Consider the following 20,434-nt stretch of genomic DNA (forward strand, 5'->3'; position numbering starts at 1 on the left):
CCCCTTTTTTTCTGTCCCATGGCAATCGCCCGGTCCGCATGAAACTCATCGTCAAGGTCTTCCAGGAAATCACCATCAAGAGCCGGCCGGTGCGCAAGCGCTTCATCCGCCAGCTGGCGAAGAACATTCGCACGGTGCTCCGCGACCTCGATCCCGAGCTGCGGGTGGAAGGCGAGTGGGACAACCTGGACGTCGAGACCCAGGTCACCGATCCGAAGGTCCTGCGCGAGATGATCGAGCGCCTGACCTGCACACCGGGCATCGGCCATTTCCTGGAAGTGCACGAGTACCCGCTGGGCGACTTCGACGACATCCTGGAGAAGTGCAAGCTGCACTTCGGCGACAAGCTGCCGGGCAAGATCTTCTCCATGCGCTGCAAGCGCGCCGGCAAGCACCCGTTCACCTCCATCGACGTCGAGCGCTACGTCGGCGGCGGCCTGCGCCAGCACTGCGGCGCCGCGGGCGTATCGCTGAAGAATCCGGAAGTGCAGGTGCGGGTGGAAATCCGCTATGACCGCCTGTACGTGATCCACGCCCAGCACGAGGGCCTCGGCGGCTACCCGCTGGGCGCGCTGGAGCAGGTGCTGGTGCTGATGTCCGGTGGCTTCGACTCCACCGTGGCGGCCTACCAGATGATGCGTCGCGGCATGATCAGCCACTTCGTGTTCTTCAACCTCGGTGGCCGTGCCCATGAGCTAGGCGTGATGGAAGTGGCGCACTACCTGTGGGAGAAGTACGGTCGTTCCCAGCGCGTGCTGTTCGTCAGCGTGCCCTTCGAGGAAGTGGTCGGCGAGATTCTCACCAAGGTCGACGACAGCTACATGGGCGTGACCTTGAAGCGCATGATGCTGCGTGCCGCCAGCCGTGTGGCCGAGCGCCTTGAGCTGAACGCCCTGGTGACCGGCGAGGCGATCTCCCAGGTGTCCAGCCAGACCCTGCCGAACCTCTCGGTGATCGACCGGGTGACCGACACCCTGGTGCTGCGCCCGCTGATCGTCAGCCACAAGCAGGATATCATCGACACCGCGACCCAGATCGGCACCGCCGAGTTCGCCAAGCACATGCCCGAATACTGCGGCGTGATCTCGGTGAACCCGACCACCCAGGCCAAGCCGTACCGCGTCGAACACGAAGAAACCAAGTTCGACATGGCCGTGCTCGACCGCGCCCTGGAGCGCTCCACCCAGATGACCGTCGATCGGGTGATCGACGAGCTGGGCAAGGATCTGCCGGTGGAGATGGTCGACGAAGTGCTGCCGGGTCAGATCGTGGTGGACATCCGTCACCCGGATGCCCAGGAAGATGAACCGCTGGCGCTCGAAGGTATCGAAGTGCTGCCGATGCCGTTCTACGCGATCAACAGCAAGTTCAAGGAACTGGACCCCAACCGCCAGTACCTCCTGTACTGCGACAAGGGCGTGATGAGTCGCCTGCACGCCCACCACCTGGTCAACGAAGGGCACACCAATGTGCGTGTTTACCGTCCGCAATAAAGGTGCGGACCAACGCCGCCAGCCTGGACTGTTCGGCGGCAGTATCCGCCATCGACCACCCGACACATTCGGTGCGTAGGCTCACGCCCTGACCTTTTGCACTGCCGCGCCACGGCCCGGCCCCGCTGCCTGAAGGCAGCCGAAGATTCACTCTCGAGACTGACACTGTGATCGAAAAACTGCGCAATATCGCCATCATCGCCCACGTCGACCATGGCAAGACCACCCTCGTTGACAAGCTGCTGAAGCTGTCCGGCACCCTCGACCGCAAAGAAGCGGAAAGCGAGCGCGTGATGGACTCCAACGACCAGGAAAAAGAACGCGGCATTACCATTCTGGCGAAGAACACCGCCATCAAGTGGAACGGCTACAACATCAACATCGTGGACACCCCCGGCCACGCCGACTTCGGCGGCGAGGTAGAGCGTGTGATGTCCATGGTGGACTCCGTACTGCTGGTCGTTGACGCCCAGGACGGCCCCATGCCGCAGACCCGCTTCGTGACCCAGAAGGCCTTCAAGGCCGGCCTGCGTCCGATCGTGGTGGTGAACAAGATCGACCGTCCGGGCGCGCGTCCTGACTGGGTCATCGACCAGATCTTCGACCTGTTCGACAACCTCGGCGCCACCGACGAGCAGCTGGACTTCCCGATCGTCTACGCCAGTGCCCTGAACGGCATCGCCGGCATGGACCACGAGAAGATGGACGACAACATGGACGCGCTGTTCCAGGCGATCATCGACCACGTTCCAGCTCCGGAAGTGGACGTCGACGGCCCGTTCCAGATGCAGATCTCCCAGCTGGACTACAACAGCTTCCTCGGCGTGATCGGCATCGGCCGTATCGCCCGTGGCCGCGTCAAGGCCAACACCCCGGTAGTTGCCATCAGCGACGACGGCACCAAGCGCAACGGTCGCATCCTGAAGATCATGGGCCACTCGGGCCTGCAGCGCGTTGAAGTCGCCGACGCCGAAGCCGGCGACATCGTCTGCGTGTCCGGCATGGACGAGCTGTTCATCTCCGACACCCTGTGCGACCCGCAGAACGTCGAAGCCCGCCCGCCGCTGACCGTCGACCAGCCGACCGTGAGCATGACCTTCCAGGTCAACGACTCGCCGTTCGCCGGTAAGGAAGGCAAGTTCGTCACCAGCCGCAACATCAAGGAGCGTCTGGACAAGGAACTGCTGCACAACGTGGCCCTGCGCGTCGAGCAAGGCGAGAGCCCGGAGAAGTTCAAGGTCTCCGGCCGTGGCGAACTGCACCTCTCGGTTCTGATCGAAACCATGCGCCGTGAAGGCTTCGAGATGGCCGTAGGCCGTCCGGAAGTGGTGATCATCGAGAAGGACGGCGAGAAGCAGGAGCCCTACGAGAACGTCACCATCGACATCGAAGAGCAGCACCAGGGCTCGGTGATGGAGCAGATGGGCCTGCGCAAGGGCGATCTGACCAACATGATCCCCGACGGCAAGGGCCGCGTGCGCCTGGAATACACCATCCCGGCGCGTGGCCTGATCGGCTTCCGTAACAACTTCCTGACCCTGACCTCGGGCACCGGCATCCTGACCTCGACCTTCAGCCACTACGGCCCGATCAAGGCCGGCGAAGTCAGCAACCGTCAGAACGGCGTACTGGTCTCCATGGCCACCGGCACCGCGCTGACCTACTCGCTGGAAACCCTGCAAAGCCGCGGCAAGCTGTTCCTCGGCCCAGGCGACGAGATCTACGAAGGCCAGCTGGCCGGCATCAACAGCCGTGACAATGACCTGGTGATCAACCCCACCAAAGGCAAGAAGCTCGACAACATGCGCGCTTCGGGCAAGGACGAAGTCATCGCCCTGGTTCCGCCGATCCGCTTCACCCTGGAGCAGGCGCTGGAATTCATCGCTGATGACGAGCTGGTGGAAGTGACGCCGAAGTCGATCCGTCTGCGCAAGAAGCTGCTCGACGAGAACGACCGCAAGCGCTACGAGCGCAGCAAGGTCTAAGTCGACCAGTACGACGATAGAGCCGGGCTTATGCCCGGCTTTTTCGTTTCCGCGTGGCTGCGAAGCGGTTTTGTGTCGTCTGAATATTCAAGGCTGTGAGTCTGTAGGAGACCGGTCACGGAGGCGGACCGGTATACTCAGCCTTTCGGGCGTTGCCGCCCGGTTCGGGATGGATTCGTTCAGAACTTCAAGGATTCGAAAGCATGCAATGGATTTTCATGCTGGTCGGCCTGGTCATCGGCGCCGCTGCGGGCGAGTCGATCACCGGGGCGGTGTTGGGCGCGGTGGTTGGCCTCGCGCTGGGGCAGGCGATCGCACTGCAGGCGTTGCAGCGGCGCAACGCGGCGATGAGTCGGGAGTTGTCGGCATTCGCTGATCGCTTCGAACTCGGTACCGAAAAGCTCTACGAGCGCCTGCTCAAGGTTGAGCAATCCGTCCAGGACAGGCAGGGCGCACCTGCACCTGAGCCATTGGCGCAGGCGCTTGCGCCTGAAGCGCCCGAGCCGGCACCTGCCGTTGCCGAGGCCGCTGATCTCGACTGGGACATCGAGCTGCCCGCCGAGCCGGTACCCGCGCCAGCGGCCGCCGCTGCGTCTGTCGAAGCGCCCATCGAATGGTCCGAACTGGCCCTCGAACCGCTGGAAGTGCCTGTTCCCCGCGCGGAAGCGCCGCAAGCACGAGCCGAGGTGCCTCAACCCCAGGCATCTCCCGCCGCACCGCCAGTGCCGCCACTGCCTCCGGCTCCTTCACTGTTCGACCGCGCCTTTGGCGCCGCCCGCGACTGGCTGCTGGGCGGCAACACCGTGCTGCGTGTCGGCGTGGTGCTGCTGTTCCTCGGCCTGGCCTTCCTGCTGCGCTACGCCACCGAAGGCATGACCATGCCGCCGCAAGGGCCCTACATCGGTACCGCCGCCGCGGCGCTGGCGCTCCTCGGCCTGGGCTGGTGGCTGCGCCAGAGGCGCCCGGCCTACGCGCTGGTCCTGCAGGGCACCGGCATTGCCGTGCTTTACCTGACGGTGTTCGCCGGCATCAAGCTGTACCCGGCCATGAACCACGGCGAGGTGCTGATCGACCCGCAGGCCGGCTTCCTGCTGCTGGTGGCGGTCACCCTGTTCTCGGCGATCCTCGCCATTCTCCAGGACGCCCTCGGCCTCGCCGCCGCCGCCGCGCTGGGTGGCTTCGCCGCGCCGATTCTGGCATCCACCGGTGGCGGCAACCATGTCGCCCTGTTCAGCTACTTCGCCCTGCTCAACGCCGGCATCTTCGCCATCGCCTGGTTCAAGGCCTGGCGGATGCTCAACCTGATCGGCTTCTTCGGTACCTTCGGCATCGGCCTGGCCTGGGGGCTGCGCTCCTACAAACCAGAGCTGCTCGCCACCACCGAGCCGTTCCTGGTCCTGTTCTTCCTTACCTACGTCGCCATCGGCCTGCTGTTTGCCCGTCGCCGTCTGCATGAAGCGGCGGGCGGGCCATCGGACGATTCCCGTGACGCCTTGCTGCGCTGGTCGGCGCGGCAGGCCGACTACGTTGACGGCACCGTGCTGTTCGGCACGCCGCTGCTGGGCTTCGGCCTGCAATACGGCGTCATCCAGCACCTGGAGTTCGGCGCGGCGTTCAGTGCGCTGGCGCTCGGTCTGTTCTACATGGTCCTCGCCCGCCTGCTGGCCGGGCGCACCGCCGGCCGCGCGCTGCTGCTGGTGGAAACCTGCCTGGCGCTGGGCGTGGTGTTCGGCACGCTGGCGATCCCGCTGGGCCTCGACGCACGCTGGACCTCCGCCGCCTGGGCCGTGGAGGGCGCCGGCATCTACTGGCTGGGCCTGCGCCAGCAGCGGCCGCTGGCGCGCATCTTCGCGCTGTTGTTGCAGATCGGCGCGGCGCTGGCGTTCCTCGCCGACCTGCGCTCCGATCCGCTGTCGCTGCAGCTGCTGGAAGGCGCGCCGCTGGGCGCACTGATGCTCGGTGTGGCGCTGCTGTTCAGCTTCTGGAACCTGCGTAATGCCGATCCGCAGACGCTGCGCGGCTGGGAGCCGAACGTGCGCCCGCTGCTGGCGACCTTCGGCCTGGGCTTCCTCTACCTGATCGCGCCGCTGTGCCTGCGGGCCGACGGCACCGCGATGGTCTGGGCGGTTGCGGGATTGGCCACGCTGTTCGCCGGTTTGCGCCTGCGTTCACGCACCTTCCTGGCCTGCGCCTTCGCGGTGCAATTGCTGGGCGGTGCGATCTTCCTCCTGCACCTGCGCGGGGCCGAGGCGGGGAGCGGTGTGCTCGGCTCGGGTTGGCGTGGACTGGTGACGGCTTCGCTGATCGGCCTGGCGCTGATCGCCGCCATGCTGATCGCCGCGCGCGATTCCCTGGTGCGCGACGACCGCCGGCTGATGCTCGGCCTGAGCGTCGTCCTGCTGCTGGGCCTGGCCTTCATCAACCTCGCCGTGCTCTTCGTGTTGCCGTGGCAGACCGCGGCCGCCGTCTGGGCCGGCAGCGGCCTGCTGATCCTCGGGCTGAGCCTGCAATTGCAGCAGCGTGCGGCCTTCGTCTTCGGCCTGGTGCTGCAGGTGATCGGCGCGGGTGCCTTCCTGATCGGCGGCCCGGCGCTGTTCGGCGATCTGCCCAGAGAGGGGCTGAAGCCGCTGGCGCACATGGGCTTCTGGACACCGGCGGTGCTGGCGCTGGCGGCGCTGGTCGGTGCCTGGCGCCTGCATCGGGCCAGCGAGCATGAACGTCGCCTGGCGCTGGGCGGGCTGGGCCTGGAGCAGCTGTCGCAACTGCTGTTGATCTGGGGCGCCGGCTGGTGGGCGCTGACGGCGCTGTGGGAAATCGCCCGCTTCGTGCCGGCGCAGATGCGCGAGCACGTGGCGCTGTTGGTCGCCGCCGTCAGCGTGGCGCTCTGGTCGCTGCTGGCGCGCCGCGAGCAATGGCGCGCGCTGGCCTTGTTGTGCCTGGCGCTGTCGCCGCTGGGCGTCGTGGCGCTGGCCAGTGCCTGGAACCTGGAATACCACCCGCTGGCACAACTGGGCTGGCTCGGCTGGCTGGCGCTGTTCGCCGTGCACTTCTTCGCGCTGCGCCGACTCGATGCGCTGCTGCCCCGAGTGGCGGCGCAGGCGGCCCATGTGCTGGGTTGCTGGCTGATCCTCGGGGTGGCGGCGCTGGAGCTGCGCTACCTGTTCTTTGCCCTGGCCGAGCACTACAACGCCTGGCGCTGGCTGGGCTGGGCGCTGGTGCCGAGCTTCTACCTGATCCTGATGGGCGGCGTGCGGCGCCTGCCGTGGCCGGTGGCGGCCTTCGAGCGCGAGTACCGGGCGATTGCCGCCGTGCCGGTGGCCGTGGCGTTGCTGGGCTGGTTCTGGCTGGTCAACCTGTTCAGCGACGGTTCGGCGGAGCCGCTGCCTTATCTGCCGCTGCTCAACCCGTTGGAGCTGGGCATGCTGATCGTGCTGGCGGCGGTGTTCCAGTGGACGCGCCTGGGCCTGCCGCAGCTCGGATTCGCCGAATCCAGGCTGCGCCTGCCGGTGCAGGCCGTGCTGGGCGCCTCGCTGTTCGCCCTGCTGACCCTGGCGGTGTGCCGGACCGCGCACCATTGGGGTGGCGTGCCGTTCGACGCCTTCGCCCTGCGCGAGTCGATGCTGGTACAGGCGGGCCTGTCCATCGTCTGGGCGCTGATCGCGCTGGGTCTGATGATTGCCGGGCACCTGCGCGGCCGCCGTGATTTCTGGCTGGTCGGCGCGGCACTGCTGGCGGTCGTGGTGATCAAGCTGTTCCTCGTCGACCGCGCCAGCGGCGGCAGCCTGGAACGCATCATTTCCTTCATCGGCGTCGGCGTGCTGATGCTGATCGTCGGCTACTTCGCGCCGCTGCCGCCGCGTCGGCCAGCCCCGCCGCCGCAACAGGAGCAACCCTCTGCATGAAGCTGAAACCGTTTTTCCTGATCGCCAGCGCCTGGGTGCTGGGTTCCACCGCCGGCGCCGCGCCGGCCCCGGCGGACTTCGCCAACCAGGTGCCGCTGGAGATCGCCGGCAAGGGGCCCTGGTACCGCCTGCAATTGCCGATCGAGGTGCTGTTCGCTGCCCGTCATGGCGACCTGCGCGATGTGCGCATCTTCAACGCCGAAGGCGAGGCGCTGCCCTACAGCCTGCGCACTGGCGCGGCCAGTGAGAGCCGGGTGCGCAGCGAGGTGCAGGCGCGCATCTTCCCGCTGCGCGGGCAGAGCGGCAGCGCCGCCGCCGACAGCGTGAAAGTCGTACGCAGCACCACGGGCACCATTCTGGAGATCACCCCGAGCGCGCCGGCCCAGGACCCGCAGCAGGTCCTGCGCGGCTGGCTGCTGGAAACCGGCAGCGGCGACCTGCCGCTGGATCGCCTGCAGCTGGAATGGACGGCCGAGGCCGATGGCTTCCAGCGCCTGCGCATCGAGGCCAGCGACGACCTGGAGCACTGGCGCTCCCTCGGCGAAGGGCAGCTGGCGCGGCTGGACTTCAATGGCCAGCGCATCGAGCAGAACGACATCGCCTTGCCTGGCGAGACCGCGCGTTACCTGCGCCTGTGGTGGGAGTCGCCGGAGCGGGCCGCGCAGTTGAGCGGCGCCACCCTGAGCGGCAGCCGCAGCAGCACCGGGCCTGTCCCCATGCTGTGGTCCGCGCCGCTGGTGGCCAAGGCCGACGCCAATGGCGAGTTCAGCTGGAGCCTGCCGCTGGCGCTGCCGGTGGAGCGGGTACGGATTCCGCTGGCGCAGGCCAACACCCTGGCGCCGGTGGCGCTTTCCGGCCGCCACGACGGCAATGTGCAATGGACGCCGCTGGCGCGCGGCGTGCTCTACCGCTTGCCGGGGGAGGGCGGCGAGATCACCCAGGAAGAGCTGGAACTGCCCGGCGCGTCGGTCAGCCAGCTGCGCCTGCAACTGGACGCACGGGGCGGTGGCCTGGGCGGCGCGACGGCGAACCTGAGCATTGGCGTGCGCGCCACCGAGGTGGTCTTCCTCGCCCGTGGCGGCGAGCCCTACCAGTTGGCGGTCGGCAGTTCGTCGGCGGCCGATGGCAGCCTGCCGCTGCCCACCCTGGTGCCGGGCTTCGACGCCAAGCGCTTGTCCGCCATGGGCGAAGCCCATCTGAAGGGAAGCCTGCAGACCCAGGCCGTCGAGACACCTGGCGCGCCGCCCAAGGCGGATGGCCGCTGGAAGCGTTATGGATTGTGGGCTGTGCTGCTCGCCGGCGTCGGCCTGCTCGGGTTGATGGCGCTGAGCCTGTTGCGCGGCAGTCGAGCGCAAAACTGAGCAAGGTTCACGGAGATAGCCGCGAGATAGGGGTGCCGCCTGGGAAAACTCTGCTACTGTGAGGGCGTTCTGTCCGCCCAATAAAAACAAGCACGGAGTAGCAGGATGATCAGACAGGCGCTCACCCCGTTGGCGGCTGCCTGCGTATTGGCGATTGCCTCGCAGGCCTCGGCAGCCCCTTCCCCTTATTCGACCATGGTGGTGTTCGGCGACAGCCTCAGCGATTCGGGCCAGTTCCCCGACGCCGGCGGCCCGGCGGGCGGCTCCACGCGCTTCACCAACCGCACCGGCCCGACCTACCTGGAAGGCCACGGCGAAGCCTTCGGGCCGACCGCGCCGATGATCCTCGGTGGCAAGCTGGGCGTCTCCTCCGCCGACCTCAACCCCTCCACCTCGCTGGTCAGCGGCACCCAGGACGGCAACAACTGGGCGGTGGGCGGCTACCGTACCGACCAGATCTACGACTCCATCACCGCGCCGGGGGGCTCGGTGGTCAGCGCCGGGGGCAACACCCGCACCCGCGACGGCTATCTGGTGGGGCGTCGGGCGGACCCGAACGCGCTCTATTACCTTACCGGCGGCGGCAACGACTTCCTCCAGCTGCGAATCACCAACGACCCCACCGCGCGCGCGGCGGCCGGGCGCCTGGTGGACAGCGTGGATGCGCTTCACAACGCCGGCGCGCGCTACATCATGGTCTGGCTGCTGCCCGATCTGGGCCTGGCGCCGGCCACCAACGGCGGCCCGCTGCAGGCCATCGGCACCCAGCTGTCCGGCATCTTCAACCAGGAGCTGGTCAGCCAGCTCGCCGCCTCCGACGCCAACGTCATCCCGCTGAACATCCCGGGGTTGCTCAAGGAAGTCCTGACCGACCCGGGCGCCTACGGCCTGGCTACCGGCACCAACCTGGTGGGTACCTGCTTCAGCGGCAACAACTGCCCGGAAAACCCGGTCTACGGACGCCACGGCAGCAACCCCGACCCGACCAAGCTGATCTTCAACGATGGCGTGCACCCGACCATCGCCGGCCAGCGCCTGATCGCCGACTATGCCTATTCGGTACTGGCCGCCCCCTGGGAAGCCACCTTGCTGCCGGAGATGGCGCTGGGTACCTATAACGGCTTCCAGGACACGCTGCACAGCCAATGGCTGGCGGACTGGGAGAGCTGGCAGGCCACGGGCCAATGGCGCGGCTTCATCTCCGGGGGCGGCCAGCACCTGGACTACGACGACCAGGACAGCGCCGCCAGCGGCGATGGCTTCGGCTACAACCTGACCCTGGGCGGCAGCTACCGCCTCGACGACGCCTGGCGCGTCGGCGCCGCTGTCGGCTTCTACCGGCAGAAGCTGGAGGCCGGCGCCGAGGACTCCGACTACAAGCTCAACAGCTACCTCGGCAGCCTGTTCGCGCAGTACCAGCAGAACCGCTGGTGGGCCGACGCCGCGGTGACCGGCGGCCACCTCGACTACGACGAGGCCAATCGCAAGTTCACCCTTGTCGACCGCACCGTCGAGGAAAAGGGCGACACCAACGGCAGCCTGCTGGCCCTCAGCGGTCGTCTTGGCTACGACATCGCCCAGGGCGGCGAGAACTGGCACCTGTCGCCCTTCGTCAGCGCCGACTGGGCGCGGGTGAAAGTGGACAGCTACGAAGAGGATGGCGGCCATTCCACGTCGCTGGCCTTCGACGAGCAGGATCGCTACTCCCGTCGTCTCGGTGCAGGCTTGCAGGGCAAGCTCGACCTGTCCGCCGCCACCCAGCTGTTCGGCGAAGTAGCGGTGGAGCGCGAGTACGCCGACGACACCCAGAACGTCGGGATGAACTTCACCAGCCTGCCGGCCAATGGCTTCACCCTGGATGGCTACACCCCGCAGAGCCACATGCAGCGCTTGTCGCTGGGCTTCTCGCAGAAGCTGACGCCGGAGCTGTCGTTGCGCGGCGGCTACAGCGCGCACCACAGCAGCGATGACCTGCAGCAGGGCGTGAACCTGGCGTTGAGCCTGGACTTCTGATCGGTACGGGGATGGGCGGGACCTGGTGCCAGGCGTCGCCCTCCCCCCAACCCTCTCCCGGAGGGAGAGGGGGCTGATCGAAGTGCTCGGTTACCGCGTGCGCAGCTTCGCCCCAGTTTCGGTGGAAGGATGACTCCGTAATGCAGTCGCGCACCGACCCGCTCCCTCTCCCCTGGGGAGAGGGCTGGGGGGAGGGGGTTTCGCTTCCGCGCCAATGCCAGACCAGTACCCCGTAATACCCCGCTGTTACCCCGCCAATCCCGCGCCTCCCTACACTGGCGGTCCGATTCACGAGGACCCGCCATGACCTTCACCACCGAACTGCAGCCCGGCGTCTGTGCCGAGCCGGAAGCCGTCACCCAGGACTATGTGTTCAACCACACCATGCTGCGGGTGAAGAACCCGGAGCCGTCGCTGGACTTCTACACCCGCGTGCTGGGCATGCGCCTGCTGCGCCGGCTGGACTTCGAGGAAGGCCGCTTCTCCCTGTACTTCCTCGCCCACACCAAGGGACATGACGTGCCCGATGACACCGGCGAGCGCCAGCGCTACACCTTCGGCCGCGAGTCGGTGCTGGAACTGACCCACAACTGGGGCACCGAGTCCGACGACAGCCAGTACCACAACGGCAATGGCGAGCCGCGCGGCTTCGGCCACATCTGTTTCTCGGTGCCGGATATCCAGGCGGCCTGCGCGCGCTTCGAGGCGCTGGGCGTACCGTTCGTCAAGCCGCTGGCGCGGGGCATGAAGAACGTCGCGTTCATTGCCGACCCCGATGGTTACTGGGTCGAGATCGTCCAGGCCTCGCTCAACGGCGAGATGGGACGCGGCTGAAGGCCGCAGCTGCGCTTTGGCCCGGGGAACTGCCCGTGGCTGGCGGGTTCCAAGCAATCGGCGCGGCCACCGTGCAGGAGGCAACGCGCCCGATTCCACGCTAGAATGCGCCCTGATTTTTCCCCTTCTCCCCTGGAGCCTTTCATGTCCCGCGTTACCCTGAGCCGCTATCTGATCGAGCAGACCCGCAGTCACAACACCCCGGCCGACCTGCGCTTCCTCGTCGAGGTGGTGGCGCGCGCCTGCAAGGAAATCAGCCATGCCGTGTCCAAGGGTGCCCTCGGTGGCGTGCTGGGCAGCATGGGCACCGAGAACGTGCAGGGCGAAGTGCAGAAGAAGCTGGACGTGATGTCCAACGAAATCCTGCTGGAAGCCAACGAGTGGGCCGGCAACCTGGCCGGCATGGCTTCCGAGGAAATGGACCATCCCTACCAGATCCCCGGCAAGTACCCGAAAGGTGCCTACCTGCTGGTCTTCGATCCGCTGGACGGCTCCTCCAACATCGACGTCAACGTCTCGGTCGGCACCATCTTCTCCGTGCTGCGCTGCCCGCATGAGTACCTGAGCCAGAACGACAGCCTGCGTGAGGAAGCCTTCCTCCAGCCGGGCACCACCCAGGTCGCCGCCGGCTACGCCATCTACGGCCCGCAGACCATGCTGATCCTGACCCTGGGCAACGGCGTCAAGGGCTTCACCCTGGACCGCGAGCTGGGCAGCTTCGTGCTGACCCACGAGAACATCACCGTTCCCACCAGCACCGCCGAATTCGCCATCAACATGTCCAACGAGCGCCACTGGGAAGCCCCGGTGAAGCGCTACGTCAGCGAACTGCTGGCTGGCAAGGAAGGCCCGCTGGGCAAGAACTACAACATGCGCTGGATCGCCTCCATGGTGGCCGACGTGCACCGTATCCTGACCCGCGGCGGCGTGTTCATGTACCCGCGCGACTCCCGCGAGCCGGAGAAGCCGGGCAAGCTGCGCCTGATGTACGAAGCCAACCCGATGTCCTTCATCATCGAACAGGCCGGCGGCGCCGCCACCAACGGCCACCAGCGCATCCTCGACATCCAGCCGGAGAACCTGCACCAGCGCGTTGCGGTGTTCCTGGGTTCCAAGGAAGAAGTCGAGCGCGCCACCGCCTACCACAAGGAAGGCTGATGGCCGCGGAGTCTCACTGGCAGGCACTGCTGGACTGGTGGTTCGGCAGCTCGCTGGACGCCGTCGAGGTGTCCGAGCAGCGTAACTCGCTGTGGTTCGGCAAGAGCGCCTGCCAGGACGTGGACTCCGAGAACCGTTTCGGCGGCCTGGTGCGCCAGGCCCTGGACGGTGGTGGCCTGGAAGACTGGGCCGAGGAGCCGCAGGGTTGGCTGGCGCTGATCCTGCTGCTCGACCAGCTGCCGCGGATGATCTTTCGCGACAGCCCGCGCGCCTATGCCGGTGACGCCCGCGCCCAGCAACTGGTGCGCCGGGGGTTGGAGGCTGGTTTCGATCGCAAGCTTCCGCGCATCGAGCGGGTGTTCGTCTACATCGTGCTGGAGCACGCCGAGGACCTGGCCAGCCAGGACGAGGCGGTGCGCCTGTACGAGGCGCTGCAGGCCGAATCCAGCGACCGCGAAAAGGTCCTGTTCGCCGGGTATCTCGCCTATGCGCGCAAGCATCAGGCGGTAATCGCCCGCTTCGGCCGCTTCCCCCACCGCAATGCCATTCTCGGGCGCCCATGCAGCGACGAGGAAACGCAGTTCCTCACGGAACCCGGCTCGCGTTTTTGACTCCAACACGGCGGCCGATCCGGTCGCCCTGTGCCAAGCTTGTTGGCATGCCCCTTACACAATGGAGTTGTCGATGTCCTTCCGCCGCCTTGCGCTCGTCGCGTTCTGTGTCGTCCTGGCTGCCTGCAGCAAGATCAACCAGGATAACTATTCCAAGATCAAAACCGGCATGACCAAGGCCGAGGTCGAGGGCCTGCTCGGCAAGCCGACCGAATGCTCCGGCGCGCTGGGCGTATCCAGCTGCACCTGGGGTGATGACAAGGCCTTCATCAGCATCCAGTACGCCGGTGACAAGGTGCTGCTGTTCTCCGCCCAGGGCCTGAAGTAAGCCGGCGGAAGCTGGCGCCAGGGTCGGATGCGACCGTGCTTTCGCATTCCAATAAAAAACGCCCCTCGGGGCGTTTTTTATTGGGTGCGGAAAAGCGTAGGAGCGGACTTTGTCCGTGATTGCCCCGGTGCCGTGCGGTTCGCGAGCAAGCTCGCTCCTACACGTACGCCGGACCGCTCTTCATAGGATCGCGAACAAAAGCCGGCTACGCGCAGATCAGTTCAGCAGTTCATGCAGCACATCGGTGAACTCGCGGGTGCTCTGTTCTTCGAGAGCATGCTTGCCATCGCGTACCCGCCACTGGCCGGCGACCATCACGTCGCGCACCTGGCGGTCGCCACCGGCGAACAGCCAGCGGTTGAGGATCGCATCGCCGCTGGCGGTCTGCAGATACGGATCGCTGCCATCGAGCACCAGCAGGTCGGCGCGCTTGCCGGCGGCCAGTGCGCCAGTGGGCTGGCCAAGGGCCTGGGCACCGCCGGCGAGGGCACCGTCGAACAGGGTGCGGCCGACCATGGGCTGGTTGGCTCCATACAGGCGGTTGCGGCGTTGGTCGCGCAGGCGCTGGCCGTATTCCATCCAGCGCAGTTCCTCGACCACGCTCAGGGAGACGTGGCTGTCCGAACCGATGCCATAGCGGCCGCCCTGGGCGAGGTAGTCCACCGCCGGGAAGATGCCGTCACCCAGGTTCGCTTCGGTGGTAAGGCACAGGCCGGCCACGGCGCCGCTACGCGCCATCGAGGTCACTTCGTCGGCTTCGGCGTGGGTGGCGTGGACCAGGCACCAGCGCTCGTCCACCGCGACGTTCTCGTACAGCCACTGCAACGGACGGCGGCCGCTCCAGGCCAGGCAGTCGTCGACCTCTTTCTGCTGCTCGGCGATGTGGATGTGCACCGGGCAACCGGTGGAGTCGGCGCCGAGCACTTCGGCGATCTGCTGCGGGGTAACCGCGCGCAGGGAGTGGAAGCACAGGCCGACGCTCTGCTGCGGCTGGGGCGCCAGGTGCGAGCGCAGGCCGTCGATCAGCTTCAGGTAGCCTTCGGTGCTGTTGATGAAGCGGCGCTGGCCTTCGCTCGGCGCCTGGCCACCGAAGCCGGCATGGGAGTAGAGCACTGGCAGCAGGGTCAGGCCGATGCCGGCGTCGGCTGCGGCCTGACTGACGCGCAGGGCCAGCTCCGCCGGGTTGGCGTAGGGCTTGCCGTCGGCGTCGTGGTGCACGTAATGGAATTCGGCGACGCCGGTGTAACCGGCCTTGAGCATCTCGATGTAGAGTTGGCGGGCGATCACCCCGACCTGCTCGGGCGACAGGCGGCCGACCAGGCGATACATCAGGTCGCGCCAGGTCCAGAAGCTGTCGTTGGGGTTGCCGGCGACTTCCGCCAGGCCCGCCATGGCACGCTGGAAGGCGTGCGAGTGGAGGTTCGGCATGCCGGCCAGCACCGGGCCGCGCAGGCGCTCGGCGCCTTCGCTGGAGCCACCGATGGAGATTTTCTCCAGGACGCCCGAAGCGGAAATATCCAGGCGCACGTCGTAGGCCCAGCCCTCGGGCAGCAATGCGCAGGGTGCGATCAAAGCGGGCATGATTTGTTACCTGTGTAACTCATATTTATTTGTATATACATATACATGTGTTTGCATCGAGCGTAAACTGCTTTCGCAGATGACAAGGAGAATCACCGTGATCAAAACGCCGTCGAGGTCCTCGTCGCTGGCGGCTCAGCTCAGCGATACGCCTGCGCCGCTCTATGCCCAGGTCAAGCAGATGATCGTCCAGCAGATCCAGAGCGGAACCTGGCCTGCGCACCACCGTGTCCCGTCGGAGAGCGAGCTGGTCGAGGAGTTGGGCTTCAGCCGCATGACCATCAACCGCGCCCTGCGCGAGCTCACCGCCGAAGGGCTGCTGCTGCGCATGCAGGGGGTCGGAACCTTTGTCGCCGAGCCGAAGGGGCGTTCCGCGCTGTTTTCGGTGAACAACATCGCCGATGAAATCGCCGCGCGGGGTCACCGTCATCACTGCAAGGTGATTCGCCTGGCCGAGGAGCTGGCCAATTCCGAGCGGGCGCTGGCCCTCGACCTGCGCAGCGGCCAGCGGGTGTTCCATTCGCTGATCGTGCACTACGAGAACGGGGTGCCGATCCAGCTGGAAGACCGCTACGTGAATGCGGCGGTGGCACCCGACTATCTCAAGCAGGACTTCACCGTCCAGACGCCTTACGCCTACCTCTCCCGCGTCGCCCCGCTGACCGAGGGCGAGCACGTGGTCGAGGCGGTGCTCGCCGAGGCGGAGGAGTGCCGGCTGCTGCAGATCGAGCATAACGAGCCTTGCCTGCTGATTCGCCGCCGTACCTGGTCCGGCAACCAGGCCGTTACTTCCGCGCGCCTGATCCATCCGGGCTCGCGACATCGCCTGGAGGGGCGTTTCAGTTCATGACGCAGATTCAACACTTCAAGGCAGCCGACTATCCGCGCATGCCCTGGAAAAATGGTGCCGGCAGCACGCTGGAAATCGCCCGTGATGCCGGGGCGGGGCTGGATGGCTTCGGCTGGCGCCTGTCGATTGCCGATGTCGGCGCCGACGGCGGCTTCTCCGCGTTCACCGGTTACCAGCGGATCATCACGGTGCTGGAAGGCGAGGGGATGCAACTGACGGTCGATGGCGAGAAGTCCCGGCCGCTGCGCCAGCTCGATGCCTTCGCCTTCTCTGGCGACAGCGAGGTGGATTGCCGTCTGCTGGGCGGCGCCATCCGTGATTTCAACCTGATCTATTCCCCCGTACGTTACCGCGCGCGCCTGCAGTGGTTGTCGCTGGAGCAGCCGCAACGCTTCTTCAGTTCCGCCGCCACCTTGCTGCTGTTCAGTGCCGCTCAAGGGCTTGAGCTGCGCCGGGGCGGCGCCTCGCTGGCGGAAGTCGGTCGATATGATTGCCTGCGTATCGAGGGCGAGGCGGAGCTGGCGGCGTTCGAGCTGCGGGCCGAGGCGGGCGGTGCCTGCTGCCTGATCGAGCTGCTTCCCCGCTGAGAGCAGCCCTGTAGGGCGTACAACCGTTCGCGGTTGTACGCGGCGCGGTAGTTGTCTTCCTTTGGGCAATTTGTGCCTGCGTTCCCTCACCCCAGTGTTTTCTCGTTTGAGGAGCGGGAGAGGAGACCGTTCGGTGCAGGATGAGGCCGTAGTCTCAGCCGGCACGGACGGCTCCCTCTCCCTGAGGAGCGGGGCGCGTAGCCAGGGCTGGGGTGAGGGGGAAGTGCAGGCAGGGATTAGCCCGGTAGAAGACAGTTGCTCCTACGAGAGCCACAGAGCCAACCCATCGCCGTCGAGCAGGCACAAGAAAGCCGCCCGAAGGCGGCATTCCTTTCAACACGCTCCCGACCTCAAAGCACCTGCTTGAGGAACGCCTGCGCACGCGGATCGCGCGGGCGGTCGAAGAACTGCGCGGGCGGTGCGTCTTCCAGCAGCTTGCCGTGATCGAAGAACAGTACGCGGTCGGCCACTTCGCGGGCGAAGCCCATTTCGTGGGTGACGCAGACCATGGTCATGCCTTCCTGGGCCAGGGTCTTCATCACATCCAGCACCTCGCCGACCATCTCCGGGTCGAGCGCCGAGGTGGGCTCGTCGAACAGCATTACCTTGGGTTCCATGCACAGTGCGCGGGCGATGGCCACGCGCTGCTGCTGGCCGCCGGAAAGGCGCGAGGGATACTCGTTGGCCTTCTGAGCGATACCGACCTTGGCCAGCAGCGCCTGGGCCTTCTCCTCGCGCTCGGCCTTGCCGCGCTTGCGCACGACCTTCTGAGCCAGGCAGAGGTTTTCCAGCACGGTCATGTGCGGGAACAGGTTGAAGTGCTGGAACACCATGCCGACTTCGCGGCGGTAGGCGTTGATGTCGGTCTTCGGGTTGGCCAGGTCGACGCCATCGATGACGATCGAGCCGGAGTCCAGTTCTTCCAGGCCGTTCAGGCAGCGCAGGAAGGTGGACTTGCCCGAGCCGGACGGCCCCAGTACCACCAGTACTTCGCCCTTGGCCACGGAGGTGCCGACGTTGTCCACCGCGCGGACCAGTTGGCCACGGGCGTCGAAGGTCTTAATCAGATCACGGACTTCAATCACTTTTCCCGAGCCTCCGCTCCAGCTTGTTGGCGATCTGCGACAGCGGCAGGTTGATCAGCAGGTAGAGCGCTGCAACGCAGAACCAGATTTCGAAGGTGGAGAACGAGGTGGTGATCGCCTCGCGGCCACTCTTGGTCAGCTCGGTGATGGCGATCACCGAGACCAGCGAGGTGTCCTTCACCAGGCTGATGAACTGCCCGGCCAGCGGCGGCAGTACGCGCTTGAAGGCCTGCGGCAGGATCACGTGGCGCATCGACTGCGCGGCGTTCAGGCCCAGGGAGCGCGCCGCCTCGTTCTGGCCACGGGCGATGGACTGCACGCCGGCGCGGACGATCTCGCCCACATAGGCGCCGGTGAACAGCGCCAGCGCGGCCACCCCAGCGAACTCGCGGGAGAGGTTCAGCACGGTGCCGATGAAGAAGTAGAAGATGAAGATCTGCACCAGCAGCGGCGTGCCGCGCACCAGCTCGACATAGACGGTGGACAGATCGCGCAGCGTGGGGTTGCTCGACAGGCGGCAGAGCCCGGTGAACAGGCCGATCAGCAGGCCGACGGCGCCGGACACGAAGGAGATCCACAGGGTGGTCCACAGCCCCCAGAACAGCGGGCCGGCGGCCCAGTGGCGGGTCACGCCGACGGCGTCGCCTTCGGCGATGTCATCGCCCTGGCTGACCTGCAGGCTGTCGCGGGCAACGCTCAGTACCTGCTCCTTGCCGTTCTCGCCGGTGAGGGTCACGCGGGCGAGGTCGCCGTCGTCGGCGATCTTTGCCACGGTGCCTGCCTCGGCGGCGCGCTGGGTGTCCTCGGCGTGGTAGGCGAAATACTGCGGCACGCGGTTCCAGCGCCACTCGTAGGAGATCAGCGAGGTCGAGTACCAGAGGCCATAGGCCAGCGCGATCAGCAGGAAAATGGTCAGCGCATGCCAGGGCCACTGGCCCTGCTTGCGGGGGCTTTTCGCGGACGGCTGTCCGGCCAGGGCGGCGCCAGGCAGCAGGCGTCGTATAAGCGTATTCATAGAGAGATCTCGACCGTAGGCGTTGAGGTCATGCGGGGCAGGGCCCGGAGCGATGCCGGGACCCGCCGGATATCAGGCTGCTTATTCCATGTCTTTCAGCCAGTCGGTGTCCTTGAACCACTTGCTGTGGATGCGCTCGTAGGAGCCGTCTTCCCGGGCCTGGCGCAGGTAGTTGTTGATCCAGTTGAGGCTGTCGTAGTCGTTCTTCTTCAGGCCGAAGGCCAGCGGCTCGTAAGTGAAGGGGTTCTCCAGGAACGCCAGCTTGCCGGCGCCGGCCTTGTTCACCGCCACCACGTTATAGGGCGCGTCGTAGATGAAGGCGTCGGACTTGCCGTTGACCACGTCCATCACCGCTTCCTGCTCATTATCGAAGCCGTGGTACTGGGCCTTGCCGATCAGCTTCTTGGCGACCATCTCGCCGGTGGTGCCGATCTTGGAGGTGATGCGGTACTTCGGATCGTTCAGGTCCTTGTAGGACTTGATCTCGCCTTGCAGCTCCTTGCGGATCAGCAGGGTCTGGCCGACCACGATGAAGGGATCGGAGAAGTTGATGCGCAGGTTGCGCTCCTGGGTGAGGGTCATGCCCGAGCCGATCATGTCGAATTTGTCGGTCAGCAGGGCCGGGATGATGCCGTCGTAGCTGGTGGACACCAGCTCCAGCTTGACGCCCATGGACTTGGCCATGGCCTTGAGCAGGTCCACTTCGAAACCGATGATCTCGCCGCGCTTGTTGGTCATCTCGAAGGGCATGTAGGTCGGGTCCATGCCGACGCGCAGGGAGCCCCGCTTGACCGCGTCATCAATGGCGCCGGCATGGGCCGTCAGCCCGGTGAGTGCGCAGGTGGAAAGCAGGAGCATCGACAGGATTTTTCTCATGGGCGTCTCTTGTTGTTTAGGAGGGCTTGCTATGGATACGTGCTGTATTGATCTAGCCTGTATATACAGGTAGATAGCAACATGCGGGCCAAGCCTTTTGCCCACACGGGAAACAACCGTGCGGCAAGGTGCCATTGCAGCTGGGGAACAATCCGAACAGGCGACTGGAAGCAGCGCGTTGTTACTCATTGTTACGTCGCGCGGGAATTTTATTCCCGTTATGCATAAGCCGGGGCCGAGTCGCTGGAGCCCGCGTCGTATGGGCTGTGCCGGGAGTCATCGAAGGCTCGGGTCGGGGGTGGCGTCAGGCCGTAGGAACGGCGGAGCGGCAACCGGGGCTCTCTTGGGGCTGGCCTTTTCGCTCGATTTTTCCGGTGCCGGCTTCGCTGCCGGACGATGGCGGAGTCCCCGGGTGGAGTGAGAGCACCATGTAATTCATGGGCTTGCAGACGGCGTGCAACGGCTATCGGCGGCGCAAAAAATATTCTTGATTATGATTGTATATACATGCTTACATATTTGCGTGCCCTGACGTGGCAAACGAACAAGAACAGGCGATAACCCCCTTCTCCGGAGGCCCCCATGACCAAGCCCACCCGTTTTCGTGACGTCGAAATCCGTGCCCCGCGTGGCAACCAGCTGAATGCCAAGAGCTGGCTCACCGAAGCCCCGCTGCGCATGCTGATGAACAACCTCGACCCGGAGGTGGCTGAAAACCCGAAGGAGCTGGTGGTGTACGGCGGCATCGGCCGCGC

Annotated in this window: 15 protein-coding genes and 1 pseudogene; 12 read left to right on the top strand and 4 right to left on the bottom strand. The window is 66.0% G+C overall.

What is annotated here, in order from left to right; all coding sequences use genetic code 11:
* The first annotated feature begins 38 nt into the window (after positions 1-38).
* From thiI to bamE, 9 genes are all read left to right on the top strand, one after another.
* Entirely contained in the window at positions 39-1,493 is a 1,455-nt protein-coding gene (thiI, locus tag ACNFBT_RS18275; protein WP_416751684.1) for a tRNA uracil 4-sulfurtransferase ThiI, read from the top strand.
* Positions 1,494-1,660: 167 nt separating this feature from the next.
* Positions 1,661-3,478: a translational GTPase TypA gene (gene typA / locus ACNFBT_RS18280; RefSeq protein ID WP_416751686.1), complete on the top strand. Its 1,818-nt coding sequence runs from the start codon at positions 1,661-1,663 to the stop codon at positions 3,476-3,478.
* 203 nt (positions 3,479-3,681) lie between these two features.
* Complete coding sequence (locus tag ACNFBT_RS18285; protein ID WP_416751688.1) at positions 3,682-7,380, top strand: DUF2339 domain-containing protein; 3,699 nt, start codon at positions 3,682-3,684, stop codon at positions 7,378-7,380.
* A complete protein-coding gene (locus tag ACNFBT_RS18290) occupies positions 7,377-8,741 on the top strand; it encodes a DUF3999 domain-containing protein (protein ID WP_416751690.1) in 1,365 nt (454 codons plus the stop codon). Before ACNFBT_RS18285 ends, ACNFBT_RS18290 begins: the two co-directional genes overlap by 4 nt.
* A 105-nt stretch (positions 8,742-8,846) precedes the next feature.
* Positions 8,847-10,754: an esterase EstP gene (gene estP, locus ACNFBT_RS18295; protein WP_416751692.1), complete on the top strand. Its 1,908-nt coding sequence runs from the start codon at positions 8,847-8,849 to the stop codon at positions 10,752-10,754.
* 303 nt (positions 10,755-11,057) lie between these two features.
* Positions 11,058-11,588: a lactoylglutathione lyase gene (gene gloA, locus ACNFBT_RS18300; RefSeq protein WP_416751694.1), complete on the top strand. Its 531-nt coding sequence runs from the start codon at positions 11,058-11,060 to the stop codon at positions 11,586-11,588.
* Between the two features lie 144 nt (positions 11,589-11,732).
* Complete coding sequence (locus ACNFBT_RS18305) at positions 11,733-12,746, top strand: class 1 fructose-bisphosphatase (protein WP_416751696.1); 1,014 nt, start codon at positions 11,733-11,735, stop codon at positions 12,744-12,746.
* On the top strand, positions 12,746-13,357 hold the full coding sequence (locus tag ACNFBT_RS18310; protein ID WP_416751698.1) for a DUF924 family protein: 612 nt from the start codon (positions 12,746-12,748) through the stop codon (positions 13,355-13,357). Before ACNFBT_RS18305 ends, ACNFBT_RS18310 begins: the two co-directional genes overlap by 1 nt.
* Before the next feature lie 73 nt (positions 13,358-13,430).
* Entirely contained in the window at positions 13,431-13,685 is a 255-nt protein-coding gene (gene bamE / locus ACNFBT_RS18315) for an outer membrane protein assembly factor BamE domain-containing protein (protein ID WP_416751700.1), read from the top strand.
* A 216-nt stretch (positions 13,686-13,901) separates the two neighbouring features.
* Here the strand turns inward: bamE and ACNFBT_RS18320 are convergent, their stop codons facing one another.
* A complete protein-coding gene (locus tag ACNFBT_RS18320; protein WP_416751702.1) occupies positions 13,902-15,266 on the bottom strand; it encodes a formimidoylglutamate deiminase in 1,365 nt (454 codons plus the stop codon).
* A gap of 97 nt (positions 15,267-15,363) precedes the next feature.
* On the opposite strand from ACNFBT_RS18320, the gene hutC reads away from it, so the two are divergent.
* Complete coding sequence (gene hutC / locus ACNFBT_RS18325) at positions 15,364-16,116, top strand: histidine utilization repressor (RefSeq protein WP_416751704.1); 753 nt, start codon at positions 15,364-15,366, stop codon at positions 16,114-16,116.
* A complete protein-coding gene (locus ACNFBT_RS18330; RefSeq protein WP_416751706.1) occupies positions 16,113-16,703 on the top strand; it encodes a HutD family protein in 591 nt (196 codons plus the stop codon). The genes hutC and ACNFBT_RS18330 overlap by 4 nt, the downstream gene beginning before the upstream one ends.
* A 350-nt stretch (positions 16,704-17,053) precedes the next feature.
* Here the strand turns inward: ACNFBT_RS18330 and ACNFBT_RS18335 are convergent, their stop codons facing one another.
* From ACNFBT_RS18335 to ACNFBT_RS18345, 3 genes are all read right to left on the bottom strand, one after another.
* Positions 17,054-17,788, bottom strand: a complete 735-nt coding sequence (locus ACNFBT_RS18335; protein WP_416751708.1) for an amino acid ABC transporter ATP-binding protein — start codon at positions 17,786-17,788, stop codon at positions 17,054-17,056.
* Positions 17,781-18,803: an ABC transporter permease subunit gene (locus tag ACNFBT_RS18340; protein WP_416751710.1), complete on the bottom strand. Its 1,023-nt coding sequence runs from the start codon at positions 18,801-18,803 to the stop codon at positions 17,781-17,783. Before ACNFBT_RS18340 ends, ACNFBT_RS18335 begins: the two co-directional genes overlap by 8 nt.
* An 81-nt stretch (positions 18,804-18,884) precedes the next feature.
* Entirely contained in the window at positions 18,885-19,679 is a 795-nt protein-coding gene (locus ACNFBT_RS18345) for a transporter substrate-binding domain-containing protein (RefSeq protein WP_416751712.1), read from the bottom strand.
* 582 nt (positions 19,680-20,261) lie between these two features.
* On the opposite strand from ACNFBT_RS18345, the pseudogene ACNFBT_RS18350 reads away from it, so the two are divergent.
* Positions 20,262-20,434 (top strand): annotated as a pseudogene (locus ACNFBT_RS18350) (urocanate hydratase); the annotation flags it as partial.

Origin of the sequence: Pseudomonas sp. NY15181 (assembly GCF_048068055.1) — a bacterium.
GTDB lineage: Bacteria > Pseudomonadota > Gammaproteobacteria > Pseudomonadales > Pseudomonadaceae > Pseudomonas.